General features: G+C 72.8%; 22 protein-coding genes and 2 pseudogenes. 7 read left to right on the plus strand and 17 right to left on the minus strand.

Annotated elements, in window-relative coordinates; all coding sequences use genetic code 11:
* Positions 1–29: 29 nt before the first annotated feature.
* The 6 genes from narI to ACFC09_RS41180 form a co-directional block, all read right to left on the minus strand.
* Positions 30–752 (minus strand): respiratory nitrate reductase subunit gamma, encoded by a 723-nt coding sequence (gene narI, locus ACFC09_RS41155; RefSeq protein WP_376537423.1) that lies wholly within the window; start codon positions 750–752, stop codon positions 30–32.
* Positions 749–1,243: a nitrate reductase molybdenum cofactor assembly chaperone gene (gene narJ / locus ACFC09_RS41160; RefSeq protein WP_376537425.1), complete on the minus strand. Its 495-nt coding sequence runs from the start codon at positions 1,241–1,243 to the stop codon at positions 749–751. Before narJ ends, narI begins: the two co-directional genes overlap by 4 nt.
* Entirely contained in the window at positions 1,243–2,847 is a 1,605-nt protein-coding gene (gene narH, locus ACFC09_RS41165) for a nitrate reductase subunit beta (protein ID WP_376537427.1), read from the minus strand. The genes narJ and narH overlap by 1 nt, the downstream gene beginning before the upstream one ends.
* Positions 2,847–6,542 (minus strand): nitrate reductase subunit alpha, encoded by a 3,696-nt coding sequence (locus ACFC09_RS41170; RefSeq protein ID WP_376537429.1) that lies wholly within the window; start codon positions 6,540–6,542, stop codon positions 2,847–2,849. Before ACFC09_RS41170 ends, narH begins: the two co-directional genes overlap by 1 nt.
* Before the next feature lie 206 nt (positions 6,543–6,748).
* Entirely contained in the window at positions 6,749–7,612 is an 864-nt protein-coding gene (locus ACFC09_RS41175) for a helix-turn-helix domain-containing protein (RefSeq protein ID WP_376537431.1), read from the minus strand.
* A gap of 95 nt (positions 7,613–7,707) precedes the next feature.
* Positions 7,708–8,544, minus strand: a complete 837-nt coding sequence (locus ACFC09_RS41180; protein ID WP_376537433.1) for a helix-turn-helix domain-containing protein — start codon at positions 8,542–8,544, stop codon at positions 7,708–7,710.
* A 197-nt stretch (positions 8,545–8,741) separates the two neighbouring features.
* Here ACFC09_RS41180 and ACFC09_RS41185 point away from each other — a divergent pair, with 197 nt between their 5' ends.
* The 3 genes and pseudogenes from ACFC09_RS41185 (at position 8,742) to ACFC09_RS41195 (ending at position 10,959) form a co-directional block, all read left to right on the plus strand.
* A complete protein-coding gene (locus ACFC09_RS41185) occupies positions 8,742–9,047 on the plus strand; it encodes a 4a-hydroxytetrahydrobiopterin dehydratase (RefSeq protein ID WP_376537435.1) in 306 nt (101 codons plus the stop codon).
* A 5-nt stretch (positions 9,048–9,052) separates the two neighbouring features.
* Positions 9,053–9,814 (plus strand): annotated as a pseudogene (locus ACFC09_RS41190) (class I SAM-dependent methyltransferase).
* Positions 9,815–10,026: 212 nt separating this feature from the next.
* The gene (locus ACFC09_RS41195) at positions 10,027–10,959 is read left to right on the plus strand and encodes a class I SAM-dependent methyltransferase (RefSeq protein ID WP_376537436.1); all 933 of its coding nucleotides are present in this window, start codon (positions 10,027–10,029) and stop codon (positions 10,957–10,959) included.
* Between the two features lie 111 nt (positions 10,960–11,070).
* Here the strand turns inward: ACFC09_RS41195 and ACFC09_RS41200 are convergent, their stop codons facing one another.
* Positions 11,071–11,769 (minus strand): glycoside hydrolase family 75 protein, encoded by a 699-nt coding sequence (locus ACFC09_RS41200; protein WP_376537438.1) that lies wholly within the window; start codon positions 11,767–11,769, stop codon positions 11,071–11,073.
* 220 nt (positions 11,770–11,989) lie between these two features.
* Between ACFC09_RS41200 and ACFC09_RS41205 the strand changes: the two genes are divergently transcribed.
* Positions 11,990–12,601 carry a hypothetical protein gene (locus tag ACFC09_RS41205; protein ID WP_376537440.1) on the plus strand — a complete coding sequence of 204 codons (612 nt, stop codon included), beginning with the start codon at positions 11,990–11,992 and terminating at the stop codon, positions 12,599–12,601.
* Between the two features lie 24 nt (positions 12,602–12,625).
* Here the strand turns inward: ACFC09_RS41205 and ACFC09_RS41210 are convergent, their stop codons facing one another.
* Entirely contained in the window at positions 12,626–13,459 is an 834-nt protein-coding gene (locus ACFC09_RS41210; RefSeq protein WP_376537442.1) for an aldo/keto reductase, read from the minus strand.
* A gap of 2 nt (positions 13,460–13,461) precedes the next feature.
* Between ACFC09_RS41210 and ACFC09_RS41215 the strand changes: the two genes are divergently transcribed.
* Positions 13,462–13,809 carry a hypothetical protein gene (locus ACFC09_RS41215; protein WP_376537444.1) on the plus strand — a complete coding sequence of 116 codons (348 nt, stop codon included), beginning with the start codon at positions 13,462–13,464 and terminating at the stop codon, positions 13,807–13,809.
* Between the two features lie 35 nt (positions 13,810–13,844).
* Here the strand turns inward: ACFC09_RS41215 and ACFC09_RS41220 are convergent, their stop codons facing one another.
* From ACFC09_RS41220 to ACFC09_RS41235, 4 genes are all read right to left on the minus strand, one after another.
* Positions 13,845–15,671, minus strand: a complete 1,827-nt coding sequence (locus ACFC09_RS41220) for an AMP-dependent synthetase/ligase (protein ID WP_376537446.1) — start codon at positions 15,669–15,671, stop codon at positions 13,845–13,847.
* 486 nt (positions 15,672–16,157) lie between these two features.
* Positions 16,158–17,135, minus strand: coding sequence for an NAD-dependent epimerase/dehydratase family protein (locus ACFC09_RS41225; protein ID WP_376537447.1), 978 nt, complete (start codon positions 17,133–17,135; stop codon positions 16,158–16,160).
* Positions 17,132–17,569, minus strand: a complete 438-nt coding sequence (locus tag ACFC09_RS41230) for a MerR family transcriptional regulator (RefSeq protein WP_376537449.1) — start codon at positions 17,567–17,569, stop codon at positions 17,132–17,134. The genes ACFC09_RS41225 and ACFC09_RS41230 overlap by 4 nt, the downstream gene beginning before the upstream one ends.
* Positions 17,570–17,656: 87 nt before the next feature.
* Entirely contained in the window at positions 17,657–18,526 is an 870-nt protein-coding gene (locus tag ACFC09_RS41235; protein ID WP_376537451.1) for a LysR substrate-binding domain-containing protein, read from the minus strand.
* Between the two features lie 161 nt (positions 18,527–18,687).
* On the opposite strand from ACFC09_RS41235, the gene ACFC09_RS41240 reads away from it, so the two are divergent.
* The gene (locus ACFC09_RS41240; RefSeq protein ID WP_376537469.1) at positions 18,688–19,704 is read left to right on the plus strand and encodes a bile acid:sodium symporter family protein; all 1,017 of its coding nucleotides are present in this window, start codon (positions 18,688–18,690) and stop codon (positions 19,702–19,704) included.
* 18 nt (positions 19,705–19,722) lie between these two features.
* On the opposite strand, the gene ACFC09_RS41245 is transcribed toward ACFC09_RS41240, so the two are convergent.
* Positions 19,723–21,711, minus strand: a complete 1,989-nt coding sequence (locus ACFC09_RS41245; protein WP_376537453.1) for an exo-alpha-sialidase — start codon at positions 21,709–21,711, stop codon at positions 19,723–19,725.
* A gap of 257 nt (positions 21,712–21,968) precedes the next feature.
* Complete coding sequence (locus tag ACFC09_RS41250) at positions 21,969–22,688, minus strand: SDR family oxidoreductase (protein ID WP_376537455.1); 720 nt, start codon at positions 22,686–22,688, stop codon at positions 21,969–21,971.
* Between the two features lie 129 nt (positions 22,689–22,817).
* On the opposite strand from ACFC09_RS41250, the gene ACFC09_RS41255 reads away from it, so the two are divergent.
* The gene (locus ACFC09_RS41255) at positions 22,818–23,630 is read left to right on the plus strand and encodes a LysR family transcriptional regulator (protein ID WP_376537457.1); all 813 of its coding nucleotides are present in this window, start codon (positions 22,818–22,820) and stop codon (positions 23,628–23,630) included.
* Between the two features lie 89 nt (positions 23,631–23,719).
* Here ACFC09_RS41255 and fdhD read toward each other — a convergent pair whose 3' ends face one another.
* The 3 genes and pseudogenes from fdhD to ACFC09_RS41270 all read right to left on the minus strand — a co-directional run.
* On the minus strand, positions 23,720–24,607 hold the full coding sequence (gene fdhD, locus ACFC09_RS41260) for a formate dehydrogenase accessory sulfurtransferase FdhD (protein WP_376537459.1): 888 nt from the start codon (positions 24,605–24,607) through the stop codon (positions 23,720–23,722).
* A 4-nt stretch (positions 24,608–24,611) separates the two neighbouring features.
* Positions 24,612–24,787 (minus strand): annotated as a pseudogene (locus tag ACFC09_RS41265) (Fe-S-binding domain-containing protein); the annotation flags it as partial.
* A 168-nt stretch (positions 24,788–24,955) separates the two neighbouring features.
* Positions 24,956–25,785: 2-dehydropantoate 2-reductase (locus ACFC09_RS41270; RefSeq protein ID WP_376537461.1), on the minus strand; the 830-nt coding region annotated here is incomplete at its 5' end.

Consider the following 25,785-nt stretch of genomic DNA (forward strand, 5'->3'; position numbering starts at 1 on the left):
AACACCCGGCGGCCGGGCGGGCGTCCGGCTCAGGAACCCGCCCGCTCCCAGCCCCGGCGCTCCGGCCGCGGCCCCAACTGCCGTGGGTCACGGCTGCGGTAGACGATGTACGGCCGGAACAGATACTGCACGGGCGCGCTGAACATGTGCACCAGACGGCTGTACGGGACGAACGCGATGAGCAGCATGCCGACCACCGCGTGCACCTGGTACAGCACCGGCACACCCGCCATCAGCTCCGTACGCGGGTGCAGCGTGAACAGGCTGCGCGCCCACGGAGCGATCGTGGTGCGGTAGTCGTAGCCGCTCCCCGCGGTGTGGGTGAGCTTGGCGGTCATGCCCAGCACGATCGCGGCGAGCAGCACGACGTACATCAGCTTGTCGTTGGCCGTCGTCGCCCGCAGCACCGGGGCACGGGTGCGCCGGCGGTAGACCAGCAGCAGGATCCCCGCGACCGTCAGCGCTCCCGCCGCCGTCCCGCCGTAGAGGGAGAACAGGTGGTACGTGTGCTCGCTGACGCCGAGCGCCCCGGTCCACGACGCGGGGACGAACAGCCCGATCAGATGGCCCGCGAGCACGAACAGGATGCCGTAGTGGAACACGGGCGAGGCGATGTTCAGCAGTCGCGACTCGTACACCTGCGAGGAACGGGTGGTCCAGCCGAAGCGGTCGTAGCGGTGCCGCCAGACCAGCCCGGCGACGAGGAGGGCGATGGCGACGTAGGGCAGCGCACCCCACAGCAGTGTGTTCACGGACGCCTCCTGGTCCGGGCGGGCGGCAGCGCCGCGCAGACCGCGCCCAGGACGGACGCGTACGGCGTGCCGAAGTCGGTGAGCCTGGTGCGCAGTTCCACCAGGACGTCGCGGTGGCCGGTGAGCAGGTCCGTGCTGCCGGTGCGGGCCGTGAACTCCAGGACCGCCGGCAGGAAGTCCGGCAGTTCCTCGTCGCAGAACTCCAGGCCGTGCTGCCGGTACAGCTCCTTGAAACGGACCAGCGACATCCCGCGCCGCCGGGTGTCGCCGTCGCGCCACCAGCTCAGATAGAGACTGTGCCGGTTCCGGAAGTCGAAGACCCGTACATAGTGCGCGGCCAGCTCGTTCAGCGGGGTGACCGCCGCGTGGTCGGTGAACTCCCGTAGTTGCGGGGCGGCTTCGCGGATCAGTGGCAGCCGGGCCACGAGGTCGTCGTCCGGATACGTCAGACAGAGCGCCGCCGCCTGGTACAGCACCGCGTCCGAGGGCATCAGACCTCCCGGGCGTCGTCGGCACGGTCGGACTTCTGCCGTCTGCTCAGGGCGTGGAAGGTCTCCACCGACACCAGCGGCAGCAGGCGGCGTCCGGAGTCGCCGCCGAACGGACCGTCCCCGCCCATGCCGGGCCCGCCCTCCCCGTCGAGGGCGCAGCCCTCCGGCAGGGCCGACTCCTCCAGTCGGCCCGCGTCGCCCACGGCGGCCGTCGGAATGACGTACCGGTCCTCGTACTTGGCGATGGCCAGCAGCCGGTACAGCTCCTCGATCTGCGCCCGGTCCATGCCGACGGCCGCGGAGATCCGGCCGTCGGGCTCCTCACCGAGGTTGACCGCCCGCATGTGGGAGCGCATCGCCGCCAGCCGCTGAAGCGCGGCCCGTACCGGTTCGGGGTCGCCCGCGGTGAACAGCTCCGCCAGGTACTCCACCGGGATGCGCAGCGTGTCGATCGCGCCGAACAGGTTCTCCGCGTCCTCGCCGTCGTGTCCGGTCCCGGTCAGCGCGTCCACCACCGGTGACAGCGGCGGGATGTACCAGACCATCGGCAGGGTCCGGTACTCCGGATGCAGCGGCAGCGCCACCCGGTACCGGCTGATCAGCGTGTGCACGGGGGAGCGGCGGGCCGCCGCCAGCCAGTCGTCCGGGATCCCCGCCGCCTCGCACGCCCGCCGCACCTCCGGGTCCTGGGGGTCGAGGAAGACGCCCAACTGGGCCTCGTACAGGTCCTGCTCGTTCTCGACCTCGGCGGCGGCGGTGACCCGGTCGGCGTCGTACAGCAGCACGCCGAGGTAGCGCAGCCGGCCGACGCAGGTCTCCGAACAGACCGTCGGCAGCCCGACCTCCGTCCGCGGATAGCAGAACGTGCACTTCTCGGCCTTGCCGGTGCGGTGGTTGAAGTACACCTTCTTGTACGGGCAGCCGGTCACGCACATCCGCCAGCCCCGGCAGCGGTCCTGGTCGACCAGGACGATGCCGTCCTCGCTCCGCTTGTACATCGCGCCGGACGGGCACGACGCCACGCAGGACGGATTGAGGCAGTGCTCGCAGATCCGCGGCAGATAGAACATGAAGGTCTGCTCGAACTCGAACCGCACCTTGTCCGAGACCTGCTGCCGGGTGCGCTCCACCATCGGGTCGAGATCGCCGTACGCCGGGGCGCCCCCGAGGTCGTCGTCCCAGTTCGACGACCACTCGATCGCCATGGGCCTGCCGTCGAGCTGGGAGACGGGCCGGGCCACCGGGTAGTCGTCGCCCAGCGGGGCGTCGGTGAGCGTGCGGTAGTCGTACGTCCAGGGTTCGTAGTAGTCCTTGATCTCCGGCAGCCGGGGATTGCTGAAGATCCCGGCCAGCTTGCGCAGCCGGCCGCCCGCCTTCAGCCGCAGCGCGCCGCGCCGGTTCAGCTCCCAGCCGCCCCGCCACTTCTCCTGGTCCTCGTAGCGGCGCGGATAGCCCTGTCCGGGCCGGGTCTCGACGTTGTTGAACCAGACGTACTCCATGCCCTGCCGGTTGGTCCACGCCTGCTTGCACGTCACCGAACAGGTGTGGCAGCCGATGCACTTGTCGAGGTTCATGACCATCGCGAGCTGGGCCATCGGACGCATCAGTACTCGACCTCCTGGCCGCGGCGGCGGATCACCGTCACCTCGTCGCGCTGGTTGCCCGTCGGGCCCAGATAGTTGAACGCCCAGGACAACTGGGCGTAGCCGCCGATGAGGTGGGACGGTTTGAGGAGCAGCCGGGTGAGCGAGTTGTGGGTGCCGCCCCGCATCCCGGTGGTCGCGGTCCGCGGCACGTTCACCGTCCGCTCCTGCGCGTGGTGCATGTACACGGTGCCGGCGGGCATCCGGTGCGAGACGACCGCGCGTGCCACGACCACGCCGTTGCGGTTGACCGCCTCCACCCAGTCGTTGTCGCGGACCCCGATGGCGTCGGCGTCCTCGGGGGACATCCAGATGGTCTGACCGCCCCGGGAGAGGGACAGCATGAACAGGTTGTCCTGGTACTCGGAGTGGATGGACCACTTGTTGTGCGGGGTGAGGTAACGGACCGTCACCTCCCGTTGCCCGTCCGGGCCGAGCCGCGGCTCACCGAACAGCCGGTGCATGTCGAGCGGCGGCCGGTACACCGGCAGCGCCTCGCCCAGCTCGTGGATCCAGTCGTGGTCCAGGAAGAAGTGCTGCCGGCCGGTGAGGGTGTGCCACGGCTTGAGCTGCTCGGTGTTCTGCGTGAACGCCGTGTAGCGCCGCCCGCCGGACTCGCTGCCCGACCACTCCGGTGAGGTGATCACCGGGACCGGCGCGGCCTCGGTGTCGGCGTAGTCGACGCGCCTGCCCTCGTGTTCGGCGGCCAGTTGGGCCATCGGCCTGCCGGTGCGCCGCTCCAGGGTGCGGAAACCCTGGGTGGCCAGCCGGCCGTTGGTGGTGCCGGACAGCGCCAGGACGGTGTTCGCCGCCTTCACGGCCGTGTCGAGCAGGGGGCGGCCGTCGGCCGGACCGCCGTGCGCGCCACCGTTCGCCTCCCGCAGCCGGCCGACCTCCTCGTCCGGGCGGAGAACGACGCCCTTCGCGGGCAGTCCGAGGTGTTCCACCAGCGGGCCGAGCGCCGCGAACTTGGCGCCGACCGCCGGGTAGTCCCGCTCGACCACCGTCAGATGCGGCATCGTCCGGCCGGGCACGGGTTCGCACTCCCCGTGCTTCCAGTCCAGGGCCACCCCGCCGGGCTGGGCGGTCTCGCCCGGGGTGTCGTGCTGGAGCGGCGCGGCGACCAGGTCCCTGCGCACACCCAGATGGCCGGCGGCCAGCTCGCTCAGCTTCTCCGCCAGGCCCTTGAACGTCTCGAAGTCGGTACGGGCCTGCCACGGCGGATCCACCGCGGGGGTGAACGCGTGCACATACGGGTGCATGTCGGTCGACGACAGATCGTGCTTCTCGTACCAGGTCGCCGCGGGCAGCACCACGTCCGACAGCAGCGTGGAGGACGTCTGCCGGAAGTCCAGCGACAGCAGCAGGTCGAGCTTGCCCTCCGGGGCCTCCTCGTGCCAGGTCACCTCGCGCGGCCGCTGTCCGGGCCCGGCCTCCTCGGCGCGCAGCGAGGAGTGGGTGCCCAGCAGGTGCCGGGTGAAGTACTCGGCGCCCTTCGCCGACGAGCCGAGCAGATTGGCCCGCCACAGGGTCAGCACCCGCGGCCAGTTCTCCGGGGCGTCCGGATCCTCGCAGGCGAACCTGAGGGTGCCCGCCCGCAGTTCGTCCACCGCGCGGGCCACCGGATCGCCGTCGGCCTCGCCCAGCTCCAGCGGATTGCGGTCGAAGGTCGGGTACGACGGCATCCAGCCCGCCCGTGCCGACTGGGCGAGGCAGTCCGCGGCCGTCATCCCGGCGAACCGGCCCTCGCCCAGCGGTGAGGCCAGCACGTCCGCGCCGAACAGGTCGTAGCGCCACTGGTCGGTGTTGAGGAACCAGTAGGCGGTGCCGATCATCTGCCGCGGTGGCCGGGACCAGTCGGAGGCGGCCGCCAGGGTGGCCCAGCCGGTGAGGGGACGGCACTTCTCCTGTCCGACGTAGTGCGCCCAGCCGCCGCCGTTGCGGCCCTGGCAGCCGGTCAGCTGGAGCAGGGCGAGGAAGGTGCGGTAGATCGTCTCGGAGTGGAACCAGTGGTTGGTGCCCGCACCCATCAGGATCATGCAGCGCCCCCCGGACCGTTCGGCGGTCCGCGCGAACTCCCGGGCGATCCGCGCGCAGGCGGCCGCCGGGACCGAGGTGTGCACCTCCTGCCAGGCGGGCGTGCCCGGGGTACGGGCGTCCTCGTAGCCGTCGGGCCAGTCACCGGGCAGCCCGTGGCGGGCCACTCCGTACTGCGCCAGCAGCAGATCGAACACCGTCGTCACCAGCGGGCCGCCCGGCCCGTCCGGCCGCAGCGCCGGCACACCCCGGCGCAGTACCTCACCGCGCCCCTGTCCGTGCTCCCCGCCCTCGGTGTCGAACCGCGGCAGCAGCACCTCCACCGGGCGGGCGGACGCGGCGCCGTACAGGCTCAGCCGCGGCTCCAGGTCGCCCAGGTCCAGGTTCCAGCGGCCCTGCCCCGACTCGGTCCAGCGAAAGCCCAGGGAGCCGTTGGGCACGGCCGGCCGGCCGGACGCCGTGTCCAGGACGACGGTCTGCCACTCGACGCCCTCGCCGTCCGCCCCCAGGTCGGCGGCGCGCAGGAACTTCCCCGGTACGTACGCCCCGTCCCGCTCGGTGAGCGTCACCAGGAACGGCAGGTCGGTGAAGCGCCGCACGTAGTCGGCGAAGAACGGCGTCTCGCGGTCGACGAAGAACTCCTTGAGCACGACATGGCCCATGGCCAGCGCCAGCGCCCCGTCCGTGCCCGGGTGCGGATGCAGCCACTCGTCGGCGAACTTGGTGTTGTCCGCGTAGTCGGGCGACACCACCACGACCTTCTGGCCGCGGTAGCGGGCCTCCGCCATCCAGTGCGCGTCCGGGGTACGGGTCACCGGGACGTTGGAGCCCCACATCATCAGATAGGCGGCGTCCCACCAGTCGCCCGACTCGGGTACGTCCGTCTGGTCGCCGAACACCTGCGGCGAGGCCACCGGCAGATCCGCGTACCAGTCGTAGAAGGACAGCATCGGCGCGCCGATGAGGGAGTGGAACCGGGCCCCGGCCGCGTGCGACACGATCGACATCGCGGGAATCGGGGAGAACCCGGCGATCCGGTCGGGGCCGTACGTCTTGATGGTGTGGACGTGGGCGGCGGCGACCAGCTCCAGCGCCTCGTCCCAGGAGGCCCGCACCAGGCCGCCCTTGCCGCGGGCCCGCTGGTAGCGACGCCGCCGCTCGGGGTCCGACTGGATGTCCGCCCAGGCCAGCACGGGGTCGGACAGCCGCTGCCGGGCCTCGCGGTACATCTCCAGGAGGACGCCCCTGACGTACGGGTGGCGTACCCGGGTGGGGGAGTAGGTGTACCAGGAGAACGCGGCGCCGCGCGGGCAGCCGCGGGGCTCGTACTCGGGCCGGTCCGGGCCCACCGTCGGATAGTCCGTCTCCTGGGTCTCCCAGGTGATGATCCCGTCCTTGACGTACACCTTCCAGCGGCACGAGCCGGTGCAGTTCACCCCGTGCGTGGAGTGCACCACCTTGTCGTGGCTCCAGCGGTCCCGGTAGAAGGCGTCCGCCTCCCGGCCGCCGGTCAGCCGCACGCTGTGCAGATCGGCGGCGGCGGTGCCGCGCCGGAAGAACCGGCCCGCGCCCAGCAGTGCCGCGCCCGGTTCCTGGGGCGGTGTCCGCGTGTCGGTCACGTGCGCTCCCTCGGTCACCCGTGGCTTCGAACCTAGGGCGGGACGGGGGAGCGCACCCGTCCACGGCACCCGTACGGGTCAGGACCCGGTACGGCGGCACGCCGCCCGGAGCCGGGAACCCCGAACAAAACGCCCAGGAACCGACCGGAACACCCGGGAACCCGGACAGGACGGCCGGGGAACCAGCTCGGACGCCGGGAACCGGGTCAGAGGTTCTCGCGGTACTCCCGCAGGAGCTTCATGGTGCGCTGGGCGGACGCGGCGTGCGCCGTCATGTGGTCGAGGACCTCCAGGTGTACGGAGACCTCCTTGCGGGAGTCCAGGTACAGCGCTCCGGTCAGGTACTCGGTGAACACCATGTCGGGCAGTTCGGGCTCGGCGAACCGGAACAGTGAGAAGGGCGCGTACGTCCCCGGATGCGGGCCGGACGCGAACTCGGCGAGCTGGATCGTGACCCGGTCCCGCTCGGCGAACTCCAGCAGCTTGTCCACCTGCTCGCGCATCACCTCGGCGCGCTCGCCCACCCGGCGCAGCAGCACCGTCTCGTCGATGATCGCCCACAGGTGGGGCGGGTCGTCCCGCTCCAGGAGCCGCTGCCGGGCCATGCGCAGGGAGACATGGCGCTCGATGGAGTCCGGTCCGTCCTGGCCGACCGTCCCCGCTTCCATCACGGCACGCGCGTACCCCTCGGTCTGGAGCAGGCCGGGCACGAAGTGCGGCTCGTAGGAGCGGATGATGCGGGCGGCGCCCTCCAGGCTGACGTACATGCTGAACCACTCCGGCAGCACGTCGTGGAACCGCTGCCACCAGCCCGGCCGGTTGGCGTCCTCGGCCAGCCGGACGAACGCGGCGGCCTCCTCCGCGGCCACGCCGTACGCGCTGAGGAGCATCTGTACATAGGGGATCCGCAGGGCGACCTCGGCCAGTTCCATCCGCCGCACGGTCGCCGGTGCCACCCGCAGCACCCGGGCCGCCTGCTCGCGCCCGAGCCCGGCCGCCTCCCGCAGCTCCTGGAGCCGCCTGCCCAGCACCACCTGGCCCACGGTGGGCGCGGGCCGCCGCTCACTCACGCCACGACCTCCCCTGCGCGCCCCTGCATGCGAGCAGTGTGTCACGCCGTGCGGTCGCGGACGCTGGCCGGTCGCGCGGCAGCCGTCGCGTCACGTCAACCCGCCAGGGAGTGCAGGTACTTGGCCGTGGCCGGATCCGCGGGCAGGAGTGTCTCGACGGCCAGCTCGGCGACGGTCACGTCCATCGGCGTGTTGAACGTGGCGATGGACGACACGAAGGACAGCACCCGGCCCGCGTGCTCGATCCGCAGCGGCAGCGCGAAGTAGGCCACGGGCCCGGCCGGTTCGTCCTCGGCCCCGGCGTCCCGGTCCGGGACCGGATAGGCCGCCACCTCCTCGTACAGCGCGCGCAGCGCGTCCGAGCGGTGCAGGGCGAGCTGCCGTTCCATCTGCGCGAGCAGATGACCCCGCCACTCGCGCAGGTTGCGGATCCGGGGCGCCAGGCCCTGCGGGTGCAGGGTCAGCCGCATCGCGTTCGGCGCGGGTGCCAGCAGCGACTCCGGGACGCCCTCCAGCAGCATCGTGACACCCCGGTTGGCGGCGACCACCGTGTACGAGCCGTCGACGATCAGCGCCGGGTACGGCTCGTAGCCGCCGATCAGCCGCCGCATGCCGTCGCGCAGCGCGTCGAGCGCCGGATCGTCCAACGGGGTCTGCGGATAGCGCGGCGCGTAACCGGCCGCGAGCAGCAGCGCGTTGCGCTCACGCACCGGAACGTCCAGGTGCTCGGCCAGCCGCAGCACCATCTCCTCGCTCGGCCGGGACCGGCCGGTCTCGATGAAACTGAGGTGCCGGGCGGAGGAGTCGGCGCGCAGGGCCAGCTCCAGCTGGCTCAGCCGCCGCCGCTCCCGCCAGGCCCGCAGCAGCGGGCCGACGCCCGACCGGTCGGCGGGGACGGCGGACGCTGCGGAGCCGGAGGCGGTGATGGCCATACCGACGACGGTAGTCGAGGAGGCCGGGGCCGCCGTGCCGCACGGGGCCGGCGGGCGCCCGTGGCGGCACGCGGGGCCGCGCCGACCCGGGTGGGCCCGCGTAGTGGCGTGCGGGCCGGGCGGGCATGACAGGCTGAACGGGTAGCACGACCGCACCGGGCCGGCCGGGGCGGTACCGCCACGAAGGGAGCCGGGCCATGGCCGTCGCACCGCTGTCGCAACAGGAGATCGAGGGCCGGCTGGCCGAGCTGCCGGGCTGGGCGCTCGACGGGGACCGGATCACCCGTACGTACCGGCTCGGCTCGCATTTCGCGGCCGCCGCGATGGTCGTGCACATCGCCCGGGTCCAGGAGGAACTGGACCACCACTCCGACCTCACCCTTGGTTACCACTCGGTGTCCCTGAGCGTGAACACGCACAGCGTGGGCGGCGCCGTCACCGAGCTGGACTTCGAGCTGGCCCGCCGGGTGGCGGATCTGGCCCCGGCCCACGGGGCAAGCTGAGGTACGTGCTCGACTACGAGGAAGAGGCCGGCGGCTACGACGCGTCACGCGGCGGTGAGCCCAGAGCCCGAGCGGCGGCCGACGCGGTGCTCGGCCTGGTCCCCGCGACCACCGGCCGCCTCCTCGACGTGGGCTGCGGGACCGGGATCGTGACCCGGCGGCCGGCGGCGGGCCGGCCCCGGCTGCGGGTCACCGGCACCGACCTCGCCGACGCCATGGTGCGGCTGGCCGCCGTCCGGCTGCCGGGGCGGGTGCTGCGGGCGGACGGCCGCCGACTGCCGTTCCGTGACGGCACGTTCGACGCGGTCACCAGCGTCTGGGTGCTGCACCTGATCCAGGACCCGGATCCAGGACCCGGCCGAGGTCCGCTCCGTCGTCGCCGAGTGCGCCCGGGTGCTGCGGCCCGGCGGGGTGTACATCACCACCGTCGACAAGGCCGCGGCGCACGACGTCGGCAGCGACATCGGCGCCGTGCTCGCGGCGCGTCCGCGCCGGCCGGCCCGGGACGACGACCGGACGGTGGCCGCGTACGCCGCCGAGCACGGTCTGCTCCCCGCCCGGCGGGCCTCCTTCCCGGGGCTCGGCCAGGGCCGCAGCCCGCGCGGCACCGTCGCGGACCTGCGCCGCGGCTGGTTCACGCTGCTGCCGCCCGGCGACCCGCGCACCGAGGAGTTCGCCGGGCGCCTCGCCCGGCTGCCGGACCAGGACCGCCCGCGCGCCGACCCGCGGTTCACGGCCGCTCCTTCGCCAAGCCGGCGGACGGCTGACGCCGGGCCCGCCGCCGCCGTCCTGACACGACGGCGGCTCCCGCCGTGCGTGCGACACGGCGGCGGCTCGCGCCGCGCGTCCCACCTGCCCTCGCCCCCGCTCCTTCCGTCCGGTCCCGGGCCGTCGCGGTTTTGCGGTCCCGGCAACAGCACTGGCCTGCGTACGACGCTTCGGAGCAGGCTGGCGGCACCCGGACGAGAGGCTGACCACCATGGCGCACGGACATCACGATCACCACCCCGATCACCATCACAAGCAGCAGCACGGGCACCAACATGGCCCCGGGCAGGAGCAGCGGGGCACCGACATCGACTGGTCGGAGCTGGCCTCGCTGCTGGAGACGCAGGCGGAGCTGACCGCGCCCGTGTACCGGCAGGCCATGGCCTGGCTCGCCGAGGAGGCGGCCGGGCCGGGGCTGATCGTCGACGCGGGCAGCGGCCCCGGCGTGGTGTCGTGCCTGTTCGCCGAGGCGTTCCCGGACGCACGGGTGCTGGCCGTGGACGGTACCGAGCCGCTCCTGGAGCGGGCCCGCGACCGGGCCGCCCGGCAGGGCGTCGCCGACCGGTTCGACACGCTCGCCGGGGAACTCCCCGCGGTCCTCGACGAGTTGACCTACCCGGCCGACCTGCTGTGGGCCAGCCGCAGCCTGCACCACCTCGCCGACCAGCGCGCGGCGCTCACCGCCTTCGCGGCCAGGCTGGTGCCGGGCGGCACGCTCGCGCTGCTGGAGGGCGGCCTGCCCAGCCGGTTCCTGCCCCGGGACATCGGCATCGGACGGCCGGGGCTGCAAGCCAGGCTCGACGCGGTGCAGGAGGAGCGGTTCACGCGGATGCGGGCCGAACTCCCGGGCAGCGTCGCCGAACGGGAGGACTGGCCGGCCCTGCTGACCTCCGCCGGTCTGCGGCACACCGGCACCCGCAGCTTCCTGCTGGACCTGCCCGCGCCGGCGTCCGACCGGGCCCGCGCCCACGCCGCCGCCACCCTCGCCCGGCTGCGCGACCTGGTGGCCGACGGCCTCGACGCCGACGACCGCGCCACCCTCGGCCGGCTTCTCGACCCGGCCGACCCGGAGAGCGTCCACCGCCGCCCGGACGTGTTCGTCCTGAGCGCGTACACGCTGTACACGGCGGTCCGGCCCGCTTGACCGCCGTCCGGGGACGCCGCGCGTGCGGCCCCGCGTTCCCGGTCAGGGCATCGCACGACGCCCTGGCGGAGGCGCGGGGCCGCACGGAGCCCGACCGGCCCGCCGTCCGCCTCAGTTGTCCAGGAGGAACTGCTTGGCCAACTGGTCCCCGCGGCTGACCGCGCCGCTGTGGCTCTCTATGGGGGAGACCTGGGAGTTCTTGAACAGGATGTAGGTCACCCCGGAGTCGGCGCCGCCGGTCTCCGGATCGGGGTCGATGCCCAGCGCCTTGGCGGTGGCGTACGACGCCTCGCCGATGATCTGCGTGGGGCCGGTGTCACCGACGACCGCGTACTCGACCTTGTTGTTGTAGATGACGGCGACCACACCGCCACCCTTTATGCCGGCGCCGGAGTAGTTCCAGATGCTGCTGGAGCTGGGCACCACGACGTACGGCAGGGTGTCCGCCTTCAGCGGCTTGTCGTCGGACTGGTGGAAGGCCGTGTCGTCCTGGTACCAGGGGTCGGTGTCCTCGTTGCAGTTCGAGGTGCGCTGGCCGTCGCAGTCGATGTCCATGTCGGCCTTCCAGAACACCGCGCCGTTCTTGCCGCACACGGGGATCGTGGCCGACGTCTCGTCGTCGGTCTTGTACTTGCCGTTCGAGATCTGCTGACATGACGTCACCTTGGCCAGCAGGTCGGCCGCGCTGACCGTGCCCTCCTGAGTCGACGTCGGGGCGGTGGGGGCGCCCGAGGCGCTCGCGGGGAGCACTCCGGTCGCGAGCAGTGCGGCCCCGGAGGCCGCGGCGAGGGTCAGTGGTCGCATGCGCACTGTGGGGGACCCTTCTGTCTGTTAGGAAAGTTTCCTTACCGGGTGCCGTACAAGGTGGCCTCTTTACGTGGCCTCGTCAAGTCCCTCGGTGCAAGCACGTGCTCGCTGTGCCATTTGCGATGATTCGTTCCTACGACAAGACTGGACATCAGTGGACATTCCACATTTTTGGGGCGGATATGTCCGAACCATTACCTGGCTTCCGGGGAGGCGAGTCGTCATGTTCGTCCGCACGGTGTACGCGACCGGGGATCCCACGAAGATCGACACGGCGCTCCGTGCCCTCAACACCGCGGGGCGGGACCTGCTCATGGAGCGGCCCGGCTACCGCGGAGCGAGCGTCTTCGTCGACCGGGAGCTGGGCAAACTGCTCTCGGCCAGCTGGTGGTCCTCCGCGGCGGACCGGCACAACAGCGACGAGGTGATGAGCCTGCGGCGCGCCGAACTCCTCGGGCCGTTCGCGGGCACGGTGACCGTCGACAACTACGAGGTGGCGGCCTTCCACGTGTTCCAGCACCCGAGGGCGGGCGGCGGACTGCGGGTCACCGGGCTGGAGTTCGACCCGGCGGACACGGATCTGCTCGCCGACGTGTTCCGGACGTCGTTGTTGCCCCGGCTGGACACGCTGCGCGGCATCGCCGGCGCGTCCCTGTTCGTGGACCGGGAGCGCGGACGCGCCAGGTCCGGCCTCCTCTTCGTCGACCGCGAGTCGCTGGCCGCGTCCCGCGCGGTCATGGCGGCGGTGCGGCACGAAGGGGTGGCGAAGGCGCATGCGACCGTGACCGGGCTGGAGGAGTTCGAGGTCGTGTACGCGGACGTGCGCGCCGACTGAGCGGCGGGCGCGGCGCGCGCGGGCTCAGATGCCGAACGTCGCCGGGTCCGGGCCCAGCCGGCGGTTCTCGTTCAGCGCGCCGATCGCCGCGAGGTCCTCGGTGTCCAGGCTGAAGTCGAAGACCTCGATGTTCTCCCTGATCCGGGACGGCGTCACGGACTTGGGGATGGCGATGTTGCCCAGCTGGACGTGCCAGCGCAGTACGACCTGGGCCGGAGTGCGGTTGTGCTTCTGCGCGACGGCGACGATCGCCGGCACCTCCAGCAGGCCCTTGCCCTGGCCGAGCGGCGACCACGCCTCGGTGGTGATGCCCAGTTCGGCGTGGCGTTCGCGGGCCGCGTGCTGCTGGAGCCGGGGGTGGAGTTCGATCTGGTCGACCGCGGGGATGACCGACGTCTCGGCGGTCAGCCGCTCCAGGTGTTCGGGCAGGAAGTTGGAGACGCCGATGGCCCGCACGCGGCCGTCGGCGTACAACCGCTCCAGCGCCTTGTACGTCGGGACGAACGTGTCCCGCTGCGCCAGCGGCCAGTGGATGAGGTACAGGTCGACGTAGTCCAGGCCCAGTTTCGCCAGGCTGACGTCGTAGGCGCGCAGCGCCGCGTCGTACCCGTGGTCGGCGTTCCAGAGCTTGGTGGTGACGAAGACGTCCTCGCGGGGCAGACCGGAGGCGGTGACGGCGCGGCCGGTGCCCGCCTCGTTGCCGTAGACCGCCGCCGTGTCGATGCTGCGGTACCCGGCTTCCAAGGCCGTCGCGACGGCCCGCTCGGCCTCGTCGTCGGGTACCTGCCAGACGCCGAAACCCAGCTGAGGCATCTCGACGCCGTTGTTGAGGACGACCGGGGGAACCTTGCTGCTCACGGGTGCTCGCCCCTTCGGTTGCCGACGGGTGCTGCTTCCATCGTGAACGATCACCGGCCGTCCCGCACTCCTGGGGCGGCAGCCGTCCGGCACTGACGGCCGTCGCGCTCACCGCCACCGCACTGGTCGCACTGCCCACGGCCGCCCCCGCGGCCACGGCCCGGCCGGCCGCCCCCGACTGGTCCACGGCCGTGGTCGACTCCACCATGGCCCGCTACACGCCTAGCACCATCGGCGGCTGGTCGTACCCGGTCGGGCTCTACCTCTACGGTTGCGGGACTGGCCTCGTGAGCAGGAGACCGGGCACCGTCGCGGCGACCCGCTGTCCGCCCTGCGGCTCGCCGCGCTGACCACCGCGGCCCGCTTTCGGGGGCGCTGTGCCCGCTCACGCCCGGTACAGCGCCTCCACCTCGTTCGCGTACGCGTTCTCGATCGCCTTGCGCTTCAGCTTCATCGACGGCGTCAGCAGGCCGTGTTCCTCGGTGAACGGCTGGCCCAGGATCCGGAAGGTACGGATCGACTCCGCCTGCGAGACAAGGGTGTTGGCGGCCACCACCGCGCGCCGCACCTCGGTCTCCAGATCCGGGTCGCGGACCAGTTGCGCGGGCGAGAGCCGCGGCTTGCCGCGCATCGACAGCCAGTGCTCGATCGCCTCGTGGTCGAGGGTGACCAGAGCGGCGACGTACGGGCGGTCGTTGCCGACGACGATGCACTGGTTGACCAGCGGATGGTCGCGGACGCGCTCCTCCAGCGCCCCGGGCGAGACGCTCTTGCCGCCGGAGGTCACCAGGATCTCCTTCTTGCGGCCGGTGATGGTCAGATAGCCGTCCTCGTCCAACGATCCCAGGTCGCCGGTGGCCAGCCAGCCGTCGTGCAGGGTCCCGTCGGTGGCCTTCTGGTTGTTGAGGTAGCCCTTGAAGACGTTGTCGCCGTGCAGCCAGATCTCCCCGTCGTCCGCGATGTGCACGCTCACGCCCGGGATGGGCTGGCCGACGGTGCCGTAGCGGGTGCGCTCGGGTGGGTTGGCGGTGGCGGCGGCCGTCGACTCGGTGAGGCCGTAGCCCTCGTAGACCTGCACGCCCGCGCCCGCGAAGAAGAGCCCGAGCCTGCGGTCCATGCCCGAGCCGCCCGACATCGCGTTCCGGATCCGGCCGCCCATGGCCGCACGGACCTTGGCGTAGACGAGCTTGTCGAAGATCTGGTGCTGCACGCGCAACGAGGCCGAGGGGCCGGGACCGGCGCCCCATGCCTTCGCCTCCACCGCGTCCGCGTACCGCACCGCGATCTCGACCGCCTTCTCGAACGGCCCGGCCTTTCCCTCCTTCTCGGCCTTGCGCCGCGAGGCGTTGAACACCTTCTCGAAGATGTACGGCACCGCGAGGATGAACGTCGGCCTGAACGCCTGCAGATCGGGCAGCAGGGCGGCCGCGTTGAGCTGCGGCTGGTGCCCGAAGCGCACCCCGCCGCGGATCGCCGCGATCTCCACCATCCGTCCGAAGACGTGCGCGAGCGGCAGGAACAGCAGGGTGGCCGCCTCGTCGCCCTTCTTCGAGTGGAACACCGGCTCCCAGCGCTCGATGACGGTCTCCGCCTCGAACGCGAAGTTGCCGTGCGTGATGACACAGCCCTTGGGCCGGCCCGTCGTCCCCGAGGTGTAGATGATCGTGGCGACCGAGTCCGGGGTGACCGCGCGGCGGTGCCGGTGCACCATCTCGTCGTCGAGGTGCGCGCCCGCGTCGTACAGCTCCTGCACGGCGCCCGAGTCCAGCTGCCACAGCTGGCGCAGCCGTGGCAGCCGGTCGATGACGGTGGCGATCGTCATCGCGTGGTCCTCGTGCTCGACGATCGCCGCGGACACCTCCGAGTCGTACAGCATCCAGAAGCACTGCTCGGCCGAGGAAGTGGGGTAGACCGGCACCACCTGGGCGCCGATCGCCCACAGCGCGTAGTCGAAGAGGGTCCACTCGTAGCGGGTGCGGGACATGATGGCGACCCGGTCGCCGAAGCGGACACCACGGGTGAGCAGCCCCTTGGCGAGGGCGAGGACCTCGTCACGGAACTCCGCGGAGGTCACGTCCCGCCACTGCCCCGACTCGTCCTTGCGGCCGAGCGCCACATGGAGGGGGTCCCGGACGGCATGCTCGAAGACGACGTCGGCCAGACCACCCACCGGTGGCGCCGACGCCGACGGAGGGTTGGTGAACTCGCGCAAACCCCGCTCCCGCTCCTTCGGTGGCGCTCCGCACAGCGCCGTGAAAGCTACCCCACCGTTTGGCCGGATGGGAGGGGGTGCGAAAACGGCCAATGCGCCCGTACCGCATGGTCGCGCCCGGGAGAAAACGCTCACACGGGGAAGGGGCGGACAGATTACTTACGGTTGAGTAAGTTTCGGTGGCGTAATCTCCACTGAATCTGTACGGCCCGATTACGGGGGTTTGAGGGCTCGGGCGTCCGCCGTCGCGCAGGGCGCGCAGCGGTCGTCCGGGGCGGCCGAGGCGGGCGCCGGCGCCGGGTGGGACGCAAGCGTCGAGTCCGGAAACCGCCGTCGGGCGGGACGGAAGCGTCGAGTCCGGAAACCGCCGTCGGGCGGTCCGCAAGCGTCGAGTCCGGAAACCGCCGTCGGGCCCGCGGTATCACCCGGACGGCCGGGCGCCGTTCCCGGCTCGGCCCGGTGCCCGGCGCGAAGCCCCGGCGGCCCTCACCCTGCCGACTCCAGCAGACCGAGGTCGCGCAGGCTCTCGGCCGTCTCCACGATCGTCGTGCCGGCCGGTCGCGGACGCCAGCCGAGTTCCGCGCGGGCCCGGTCGTTGTGGATGACCGGACGCGGCGGGCCGTCCCCCGCAGCCTCCGTCGTGGGCACCCGCGCGGCCGGCGGGCCGAGCCGTCGGCGCAGGACGTCGGCGACCTCCAGGAAACTCAGCGTCGGGCCGTCGGCGACGGCCAGGTAGCGCCGGCCGGCGGCCTCCGGCGCGGCCATGGCGCGCAGGTGCAGGTCGGCCACGTCCCGGACGTCCACGACGCCGAAGCGCCGGCGGGGTGCGACGGGCATCGTCCCCTCCAGCATCGCCTTGACCAGCTGTGTCGAGGAGTGCAGGCCGGTGCTGAGGGTGGGCCCGAGGATGAATGTCGGGTTGACGACGACGAGTTCGGTGCCGCCGCCGTCGCGCTCCATGAGGTCCCACGCGGCACGCTCGGCGATCGCCTTGGACCGGGGGTAGGGCGCGAGTCCCGGCGTGTCCGGATCGGTCCAGTCGGCCTCGGTGAACTCGGCGCCCGGCTTGGGCGAGTATCCGACCGCGGCGAAGGAGGAGGTGAGCACCACCCGCCGGGCACCCGCGTCGCGCGCGGCCCGCACCACCCGCAGCGTGCCCTCGCGGGCCGGGACGATCAGCTCGTCGGGATCCGCCGGATCCGTGACCGGGAAGGGCGAGGCGACGTGGTGGACCTCGGCGCAGCCGGCCGCCGCGGCGGCCCAGCCGTCATCGGCGGTCAGGTCGGCGGCGACGACCTCCAGGCCGCCGTCGTCGGCGTGCCCGCGGCGCACGGCCGCGCGCACGCCGGCCTCGCGGGCCGTCGAACGCACCGTGGTGCGCACCGGGCGGCCGGCCCGCAGCAGGGCGGCGATCAGCCACGTCGCCAGGTAGCCGGATCCACCGGTGACCAGGACCGGGCTCATCGCAACACCCCCAGGCGGCCGATCGCGCCCGCCAGTCGCTCCATCGCCCCGGCCTCCGCGGCGGCGTCCCCGCGCTCACGGGCGTCCCACAGCGCCGCCTTCTCCCGCAGATAGCCGAGCCGCGCGCGCTGGGCCGCGATCTCCTCCTCGACGCGCTCGGCGTGCCGCAGCAGCAGATCGCGCTGCTCGGCCGCCGCCGCCCGCCCACGGGCCCGGTTCGCCAGATAGGTACGCATGTCCTCGATGCCGACGCCGACCGCGCGCAGGCAGGCCAGCGCCTCGATCACATCGAGGTCCCGCGGACCGTAGCGGCGGTGCCCGCTGTGCTCGTCGCGGTCGATCGGGCCGACCAGCCCGACGTCCTCGTAGTAGCGCAGCGTCGGCTCGCTCAGCCCGCTGCGCCGGGACATGTCCTGAATGGTGAAGGTTGTCATGCCGGGCAGCAGAACACACCTCAAGCGCTTGAAGTCAACCGCGGGCGTCCGGTGGTCCGGGGCCGCGGCTTCTCGCGGGCGGAGCGTTCAGGCGCCGCGCCGGTGCAGGCGTTCCCCGCCGCTCAGGATCGCCGACGCGAGCGCGTCCGCCGCGCTCCGCGCCGGGGTGCGGTGGCGGCCGTGGAGCAGGACGAAGTCGACCCTGCCCAGCTCCGGCAGGCCCGCCCGGTCCGGCACCCGGAACAGTCCGGGCGGGACCAGGCCCCGTGAGTGCGCCATCACACCGAGCCCGGCCCGCGCCGCCGCGATGAGGCCGTTGAGGCTGCCGCTGGTGCACACGATGCGCCACGGACGGCCCTGCCGCTCCAGCGCCTCCAGCGCCTGGGCACGGGTGATGCCCGGCGGCGGGAACACGATGAGCGGCACCGGCCGGTCCGGGTCCAGCCGCAGCCGCTCCGCGCCGATCCACACCAGGTCGTCGTGCCAGACCGGTTCGCCCCGCGGATCGTCCGGCCGCCGCTTGGCCAGCACCAGGTCCAGCTTCCCGGCGGCCAGCTGCTCGTGCAGCGTGCCGGACAGCTCGACCGTCAGCTCCAGGTCGACCTCCGGATGGTCGTACCGGAAGCCCTCCAGGATCTCCGGCAGCCGGGTCAGCACGAAGTCCTCCGACGCGCCGAAGCGCAGCCGGCCGCGCACCCGCGTCCCCGTGAAGAAGGTCGTCGCCTGCTCGTGCACCTCCAGGATCCGGCGGGCGAAGCCGAGCATCGCCTCGCCGTCCTCGGTCAGCTCCACGGAGTGGGTGTCGCGGGTGAACAGCTGGCGTCCGGTGGCGTCCTCCAGCCGCCGCACGTGCTGGCTGACGGTGGACTGGCGCAGCCCCTGCCGCCTGGCGGCCTGCGTGAAGCTGAGCGTCTGCGCCACAGCGAGGAAGGTCCGAAGGTGGGAGGGCTCGTACACGGCGTCAGGATATCGCGGTACATGATGACAGTGAGAGCGGTATGCCGGATTCCCGATCGCCGTTCCGGGGAGGACGATGGAGAGGGGTCCTGCGACCCTTGATCACCGCCCTGACGCACAGCAAGTGGAGCACCGTGAGACGCCTGCACTGGCCGAGTTGGATGCCGATCGACAAGTTCATCCTGCTGCTGCTCGGGACCGTGGGGCTCGCGGCCATACTGCCCGCCCGGGGAACCGGCGCCGACGTGGCCTCCGGCGCCGCCACCACCGCGATCGCCTTCCTCTTCTTCCTCTACGGCGCCCGCCTGTCCACCCGTGAGGCGATCGACGGGCTCCGCCACTGGCGGCTCCACGTCACCGTCCTGGCCTGCACCTTCGTCCTCTTCCCGGTGCTCGGCCTGGCCGCCCGCGGACTGGTGCCGGTGCTGCTGAGCTCCTCGCTCTACCAGGGACTGCTGTTCCTCACCCTGGTGCCGTCGACGATCCAGTCGTCCATCGCGTTCACCTCGATCGCCCGCGGCAACGTGCCCGCCGCGATCTGTGCCGGTTCCTTCTCCTCGCTGGTCGGCATCGTGCTCACCCCGCTGCTCGCGGCGGCGCTGCTCGGCAACAGCGGCGGCGGGTTCTCCGCCGACTCGCTGTTGCAGATCGTGCTCCAGTTGCTGGTGCCCTTCCTCGCCGGACAACTGCTGCGCCCCTGGGTCGGCGGCTTCGTCACCCGGCACAAGAAGGTGCTCGCCGTCTTCGACCGCGGCTCGATCCTCCTGGTCGTCTACGCCGCGTTCAGCGAGGGCGTGGTCCAGGGGATCTGGCACCAGGTGAGCCCCGCCCGGCTGGGCGGCCTGCTGGTCGTCGAGGCCGCCCTGCTCGCCGTGATGCTCGTGCTGACCTGGTACGGCGGCAAGGCGCTGCGGTTCGGACGCGCGGACCGGATCGCGATCCAGTTCGCCGGTTCGAAGAAGTCCCTCGCCTCCGGGCTGCCCATGGCGAGCGTCCTGTTCGGCGCGCACGCCTCGCTGGCCGTGCTGCCCCTGATGCTGTTCCACCAGATGCAGCTCATGGTCTGCGCGGTCATCGCCAAGCGCCGGGCGCGCGACCCCGAGGCGGCACTCACGGCGGAGGCCGTGCCGGCCTCGGCGGCACCCGCCGGGGTCGGCACGGGGACGCGTTCGGGCTGACGCCCGCCGCCCGGGGCCTCAGGGAGCGCCAGCGGCCACCTGGTCCAGGGGCAGCCACAGCACGGTGTCCCGGGTGGAGCGCAGCACCCGCGGGTCGGACAGCTCGGCGTCGGACAGCGCACGGTCCCAGACGTGGACGTCGTCGATCGCGCCGGAGAAGAAGGCCCGGCCGTCCATGCGCTGGCCGATGTGCACACCGAACGGCGAGTTGCGGCTCACCGAGCCGGGCACGTCGGCGACGGAGGACGCCGCGCCGTCGAGGACGAGGGTCAGCCGCCCGCCGCCGCGGCGCAGCACCAGGTGGTGCCAGCGGCCGTCGTTGTGGGCGCCGGACGCGGCGACCGCCGCCGTCCGGACCGTCGTCGCGCCCGCCCGTACCGTGATCAGCCCGCGCACCCGGTCGCTGTCGGGCTCGCCGCGCAGCCACACCTGCGGCTGGCCGGTGCCGATGCCGCCCATCCACAGCAGCGGCTGCTCGCCGCCGGCCGCCGTGGTGCGAAACCACAGCGACGCGGTGAAGTCCCGGGTGCCGAGCGGGAGCCGGCCGTCGTACGGCAGGCGTACGGCGTCGTCGACGCCGTCGAACTTCAGGGCGCCGCCCGTCACGCCGGCCGTCCGGGTCGCGCCGCCCAGTACCGCGGCGCGCGCGGCCCGGGGGGCGAGGTCGGGGGTGGTGGGGTCGGGGCCGCGGCGCGGACGCAGCCGGTCCTCGGCGAAGCGGGCGAAGCGGATCTCGTCGCGGGCGTCGGCCGCCCCGCCCTCGTACAGCAGCCCCACCGTGCCGGGTGCGACGGCGGCCAGGTCGGAGTAGCCGGACCAGTCGGTGGTGACGACCGTGCCGCGGTCCACGCTGTCCCAGGTGCGGCCGCCGTCGTAGGAGGAGCGGATCATCATCGTGCGGCGCCGGTCCGGGTCGCCGGGGCAGGCCAGCAGCAGCCGGCCGCCGAGCCGCAGCGTCGAGCACTGCACCTGGGGCGCGTACAGGTCCGGGAGGCTCCGGAAGGGGGCGGTGAAGCCGGTGCCGCCGTCGCCGCTGACCGCCTGGGTACGGTGGCCGAGGTCGGTGCCGTCCTGCTCCCGGCCGCTGACCAGGATCGAGCCGTCGGCGCGTTCGGCGAGCGCCATCTCGGACGGCTTCTGCCGGAAGGTGCCGTCGGTGGCGATCGGCCAGCTGTCCGTGGCGCCGATCCGCCAGTGGTCGCCGCCGTCGTCGCTGACGATGAGCGCCGCGTGGTTGGCGGTGACCCGGCTGCCGTTCCACGTCTCGGTGTTGACGCCGAAGACGAGCCGTCCGGCGTACCGGCCGCGGCTGAGCTGGAGACCGTGCACGGGACCGGTCGCGTACCAGGAGTTCCAGTTCCCGGGCAGGATCTCGGGGCTCAGGTCGCGCGGCGCCGACCAGGTCAGGCCGTCGTCGTCGCTGTGCTGCAGGTGCGGGGTGCGGTCGCAGGGGACGGAGCAGCTCCCGGCGTCCTTGCGGCCCGTGTTGTACGTCTCCGCGAGCAGGACCCGCCCCGTCCTGCGGTCCACGATCGGCGCCGGGTTGCCGTGGGTGTCGCCCGCACCCCGGTTGACCACCCGGAGCGGGCCCCAGGTGCGGCCGCCGTCGGTGGACCGCTTCAGCACGATGTCGATGTCCGCCGCGTCACCGCAGTTGAGGACCCGGCCCTCGGCGAACGCGAGCAGCGTGCCGGCGGCCGTCCGGACCATCGCCGGGATGCGGAAGCAGGCGTACCCCGGGTCCTGGGACGCCTTGAAGAGGACCTGCTGGTCGAAGCCGCTGGACCCGGGGGCCGTCTGGACCCGCGCCGCCCGGTTCTGTGCCGTGCGGGCCGGTGCGGTCTGATCGTGCGCCGCCCCGGCGGGTGCCGTCCGGGCGCTCGCGGGATGGGGCAGCAGCAACAGTGTGGCCGCCGTGAGGACGGCGGCCAGAGCGGATCTCGCGCGATGTCCCCTGCCCCTGCGGAGCCGGAGGACCAGGGGGAGTGCACCGGTTCTTGGCGGCATGTGCGGCCTGCCCTTCCTGCGTCGAGCCGTACGGGCATCGGGACATTCGGACATCCGACGTCCAACGTGCCCATCCCAGACGTTAGTTGGCGTCGGCACCGGGTCACAAGAACGGTGCGGCCATTCGGGGGGTGAACGCAGGGCGTACGCCGTCGGCCCCTGCCGGTGAGCGCCGAACGCGACCCGCGCGCGGACCTGTTGAACCGGATACCGGTGCCGGGCCGACCCACTCAGGTGGCCCGGCGTGCCGCCCGGTCTCAGACCAGCAGTCCGCCCCCGTCCACGACCACCACCGAACCGGTGCTGTACCCGCCGCGCATCAGATACAGGTACGCCTCCGCCACATCCTCCGGGGTGCCCACCCGGCCGACGGGCAGCGAGGCGGCGCCGGCCTCGAACAGGCCGGTGCGGTCCTTTTCGGACAGCTCCCGCCACAGTTCGGTGCGCACCAGGCCGGGGGAGACCACGTTCACCCGGAGCGGGGCCAGCTCCAGGGCCAGTGCCCGGGTGAGCGACTCCATCGCGCCGCACAGGCTCGCGGCGACGCTCGTACCCGGCAGCGGTCTGCGTCCCGCGGTCCCGGTCGTCAGCACGATGGAACCGCCCTCGCGGATCTTGGGCGCGCCGTACTTGACGGCCGTGTACGCGCCCCACAGCCGGGTGTCCAGGAACCGCTTGGCCCGAGCCGGGTCCGACTCCGCCAGGCCCTCCATGAGCAGTGCCTCCCCGGCGGTGTAGACCAGGTGGTCGAAGGCGCCGAGCCGGTCGAAGAAGGCGCGCACCGCCGTCTCGTCCGTGGCGTCGAGGACATGTCCCTCGGTGCCCCGCGGAAGCCGTTCCAGCGCGGTGTCCACGCTCTGCCGCCGCCGGGAGGCGACCACGACGCCGGCTCCGTCCCGGGCCGCGGCCTCCGCGACCGCGAGGCCGATGCCCGACGTGCCCCCGACGACCACGACCCGCTGTCCGTGCAGTCTCATCCCGTCATTCCTTCCGTGCCGGTCCGATGTGTTCCAGCCTGCGCCCGCGGGCACCTCGTGGTCCAAGACCTCTTCCGGGCGTGGCGATACCCTGAAGGCATCGCCACCGCATCGGCGGAAGGGACGGACATGGACCTCGACCTGCGGAAGGTCCGCTACTTCACGGCCGTCGCCGAGCAGCTGCACTTCGGGCGGGCGGCCGAGAGCCTGCACATCGCCCAGCCCGTGCTGAGCCGCCAGGTCCGGGCCTTGGAGAAGGACCTGGACGCCACCCTCCTCGAACGGGACAGCCACGGGGTGACCCTCACTCCCGCGGGCCGTCAACTCCTCGACGACGCACGGCAGTTGCTCGCCGCGGCGGACGCCACCCGGCGCCGGGTGCGCAGGGCCGCGCGCGGACCGCGGCGGCTGGTCGTCGGCTTCCGGGCGGGGGTGGTGGTCACCCGCGCCCTGCGGGTCTTCGGCGCCGCCCACCCCGGCGTTGAGGTGCATGCCCGGCGCGTCGAATGGGACGACCAGGAGCGGCTGATCCTGGACGGGACGGTCGACCTGGCCTACGTGCGCCGCCCGATCGACGAGCGCGGGCTCACCCTCGTGCCGCTGTACACGGAGGAGAGGGTGGCGATGCTGCCCGCGCACCACCGGCTCGCCGGCAAGCAGGACCTCGCCCTCGCCGACCTGGCGGGCGAGCGCCGGCTGCGCTACGCCGATCCGCTCCCCGGCGACCTGCCGATCCGCACCGTCGAGGAGAAGTTCGAGTGCGTGGCGGGCGGCGCCGGCATCACCCTCGTGCCCACCTCGGTCGCCGAGCAGTACTCGCGCCCCGACATCACCTACGTGCCCGTACGTGACGCCGAGCCGGACCAGGTGTTCCTCGCCTGGGCGGCGAGCCGTCGCGCGCCCCTGATCACCGACTTCGCCCGGGTGGCGCGGCAGGTCTGAGACGGCCGGGTGTCCAGGTGCGGCGGGGCCCCGTCGGCGCAGGGGGCGCTCCCCGCCGGGGGCCCCGCCGCCGTGCCGCGGGGAACCGGTCAGCCCTTGGCGGCCGCGGCCCGCAGGGCGACCCGGGCCTCACCCGCGTACACGTTCATGGACCTGCCCCGCAGGAAACCCACGAGGGTCAGGCCCGTCTCGGCGGCCAGGTCCACCGCCAGCGACGACGGGGCCGAGACCGCCGCGAGCACCGGAATGCCCGCCATCACGGCCTTCTGCGCCAGCTCGAACGAGGCCCGGCCGGAGACTAGCAGGATCGAGCGGGACAGCGGCAGGGTTCCGTCCTGGAGCGCCCGGCCGACCAGTTTGTCGACCGCGTTGTGCCGGCCCACGTCCTCCCGTATGTCCAGCAGTTCCCCTTCCTCGGTGAACAGGGCGGCGGCGTGCAGACCCCCGGTCCGGTCGAACACCCGCTGGGCCGCCCGCAGCCGGTCGGGGAGGCAGGCGAGCAGATCGGGGTCCACCCGGACCGGGGGAGTGTCGGCGATCGGCCAGTGGGCCGTCGTACGCACCGCGTCCAGGCTGGCCTTGCCGCACAGTCCGCACGAGGAGGTCGTGTACACGTTCCGCTCCAACGTGATGTCGGGCAGGACGACGCCGGGCGCGGTCTTCACGTCCACCACGTTGTAGGTGTTGGACCCTCCCCGAAGTCCCGGGCCTGCCGCGGACGGGTCGGCGCCCCCGTCCGTGGCGCCCGCGCAGTACACGATGTTCTGCACGTCGGCGGCGCTGGCCAGCACCCCCTCGCTCACCAGGAAACCGGCGGCCAGCGCGAAGTCGTCGCCGGGCGTGCGCATGGTGATGGCGAGCGGTCTGCCGTTGAGCCTGATCTCCATCGGTTCCTCGGCGACCAGGGTGTCCGGCCGGGTGGAGACGGCTCCCTCGCGGATCCGGATCACCTTGCGTCGTTCCGTGACTCGTCCCATGTGATCAGCCCCGGTTCTGTACGTGCTGGCGGCCGAGACGGCCCTTGATGCGGAGGTTCCCGTGGATCACCGGCTGTCGTACGGCGAGGTGACCTTCACGGCCTCATTGTCCTGCACGCGCGGGGCGGCGTCGTGGCCTACCCGGCAGTACGCGCACACCGTCCTCGGCCGGGTCGCCGCGGGCGGGCCCGGGGCGACCCGGGGCGGCGCGCGCCGGCGCCTCCTCCCAGCCCGCCCGCCGCGTCGGCCCGCCGCGCCGGTCGCGCCAGTCACGCCGGTCGCGCCGGTCGCGCCAGTCACGGACAAGCGGGTGGGCGAGCCGGGAGGAGGCGCTCGGTAGCCGTGCGCTCACGCGGCGCTCCGCAGCGCCAGCAGGTCCGAGATCGCGTGCACGGTGCGCAGGGTGGGCACGTCCACGTCGGTGATCTCCGCCAGCTCGACGACGGCCGCGAGCAGCACGTCCAGTTCGAGCGGTTTGCCGCGCTCCAGGTCCTGGAGCGTGGACGTGCGGTGGTCGCCGACGCGCTCCGCACCCGCGAGCCGGCGTTCGATGGAGACCCCGACCTCGCAGCCGAGGGCCTCGGCCACGGAGAGGGTCTCCTGCATCATGATCTCGATGACCCGCCGGGTGCCGCCGTGCAGGCACATCTGCCGCATCGTGGCCCGGGCCAGGGCGCTGATCGGATTGAAGGAGATGTTGCCGAGCAGCTTGAGCCAGATGTCGTTGCGCAGGTCCGGCTCGACCGGGCACTTCAGGCCACCGGCCCGCATTGCCTCGCTGAAGTCCTGACAGCGTGGCGAGACACTGCGGTCGGGCTCCCCGATGGAGAACCGGGTGCCCTCCAAGTGCCGCACCACTCCGGGGCCTTCGAGTTCGGTGGCGGCGTAGACGACACAGCCGATGGCCCGTTCGGGCGCGAGCACCGCACTGACCGTGCCGTCGGGGTCCACGCTCTCGACCCGGTGCCCGTCGTGGGGGCCGCCGTGCCGGTGGAAGTACCACCACGGGATGCCGTTCTGGGCGGCGATCACGGCCGTCCGCTCGTGCAGCAGCGGTTCGATCAGCGGCCCGCACGCCGCGTACGAATGCGCCTTCAGACCCAGGAAGACGAAGTCGACCGGGCCGACGTCGGCCGGGTCGTCGGTGGCGTGAGCCCGCGCGGTGAAGTCACCGCGCG

The sequence above is a fragment of the Streptomyces sp. NPDC056161 genome, assembly GCF_042268025.1.
GTDB lineage: Bacteria > Actinomycetota > Actinomycetes > Streptomycetales > Streptomycetaceae > Streptomyces.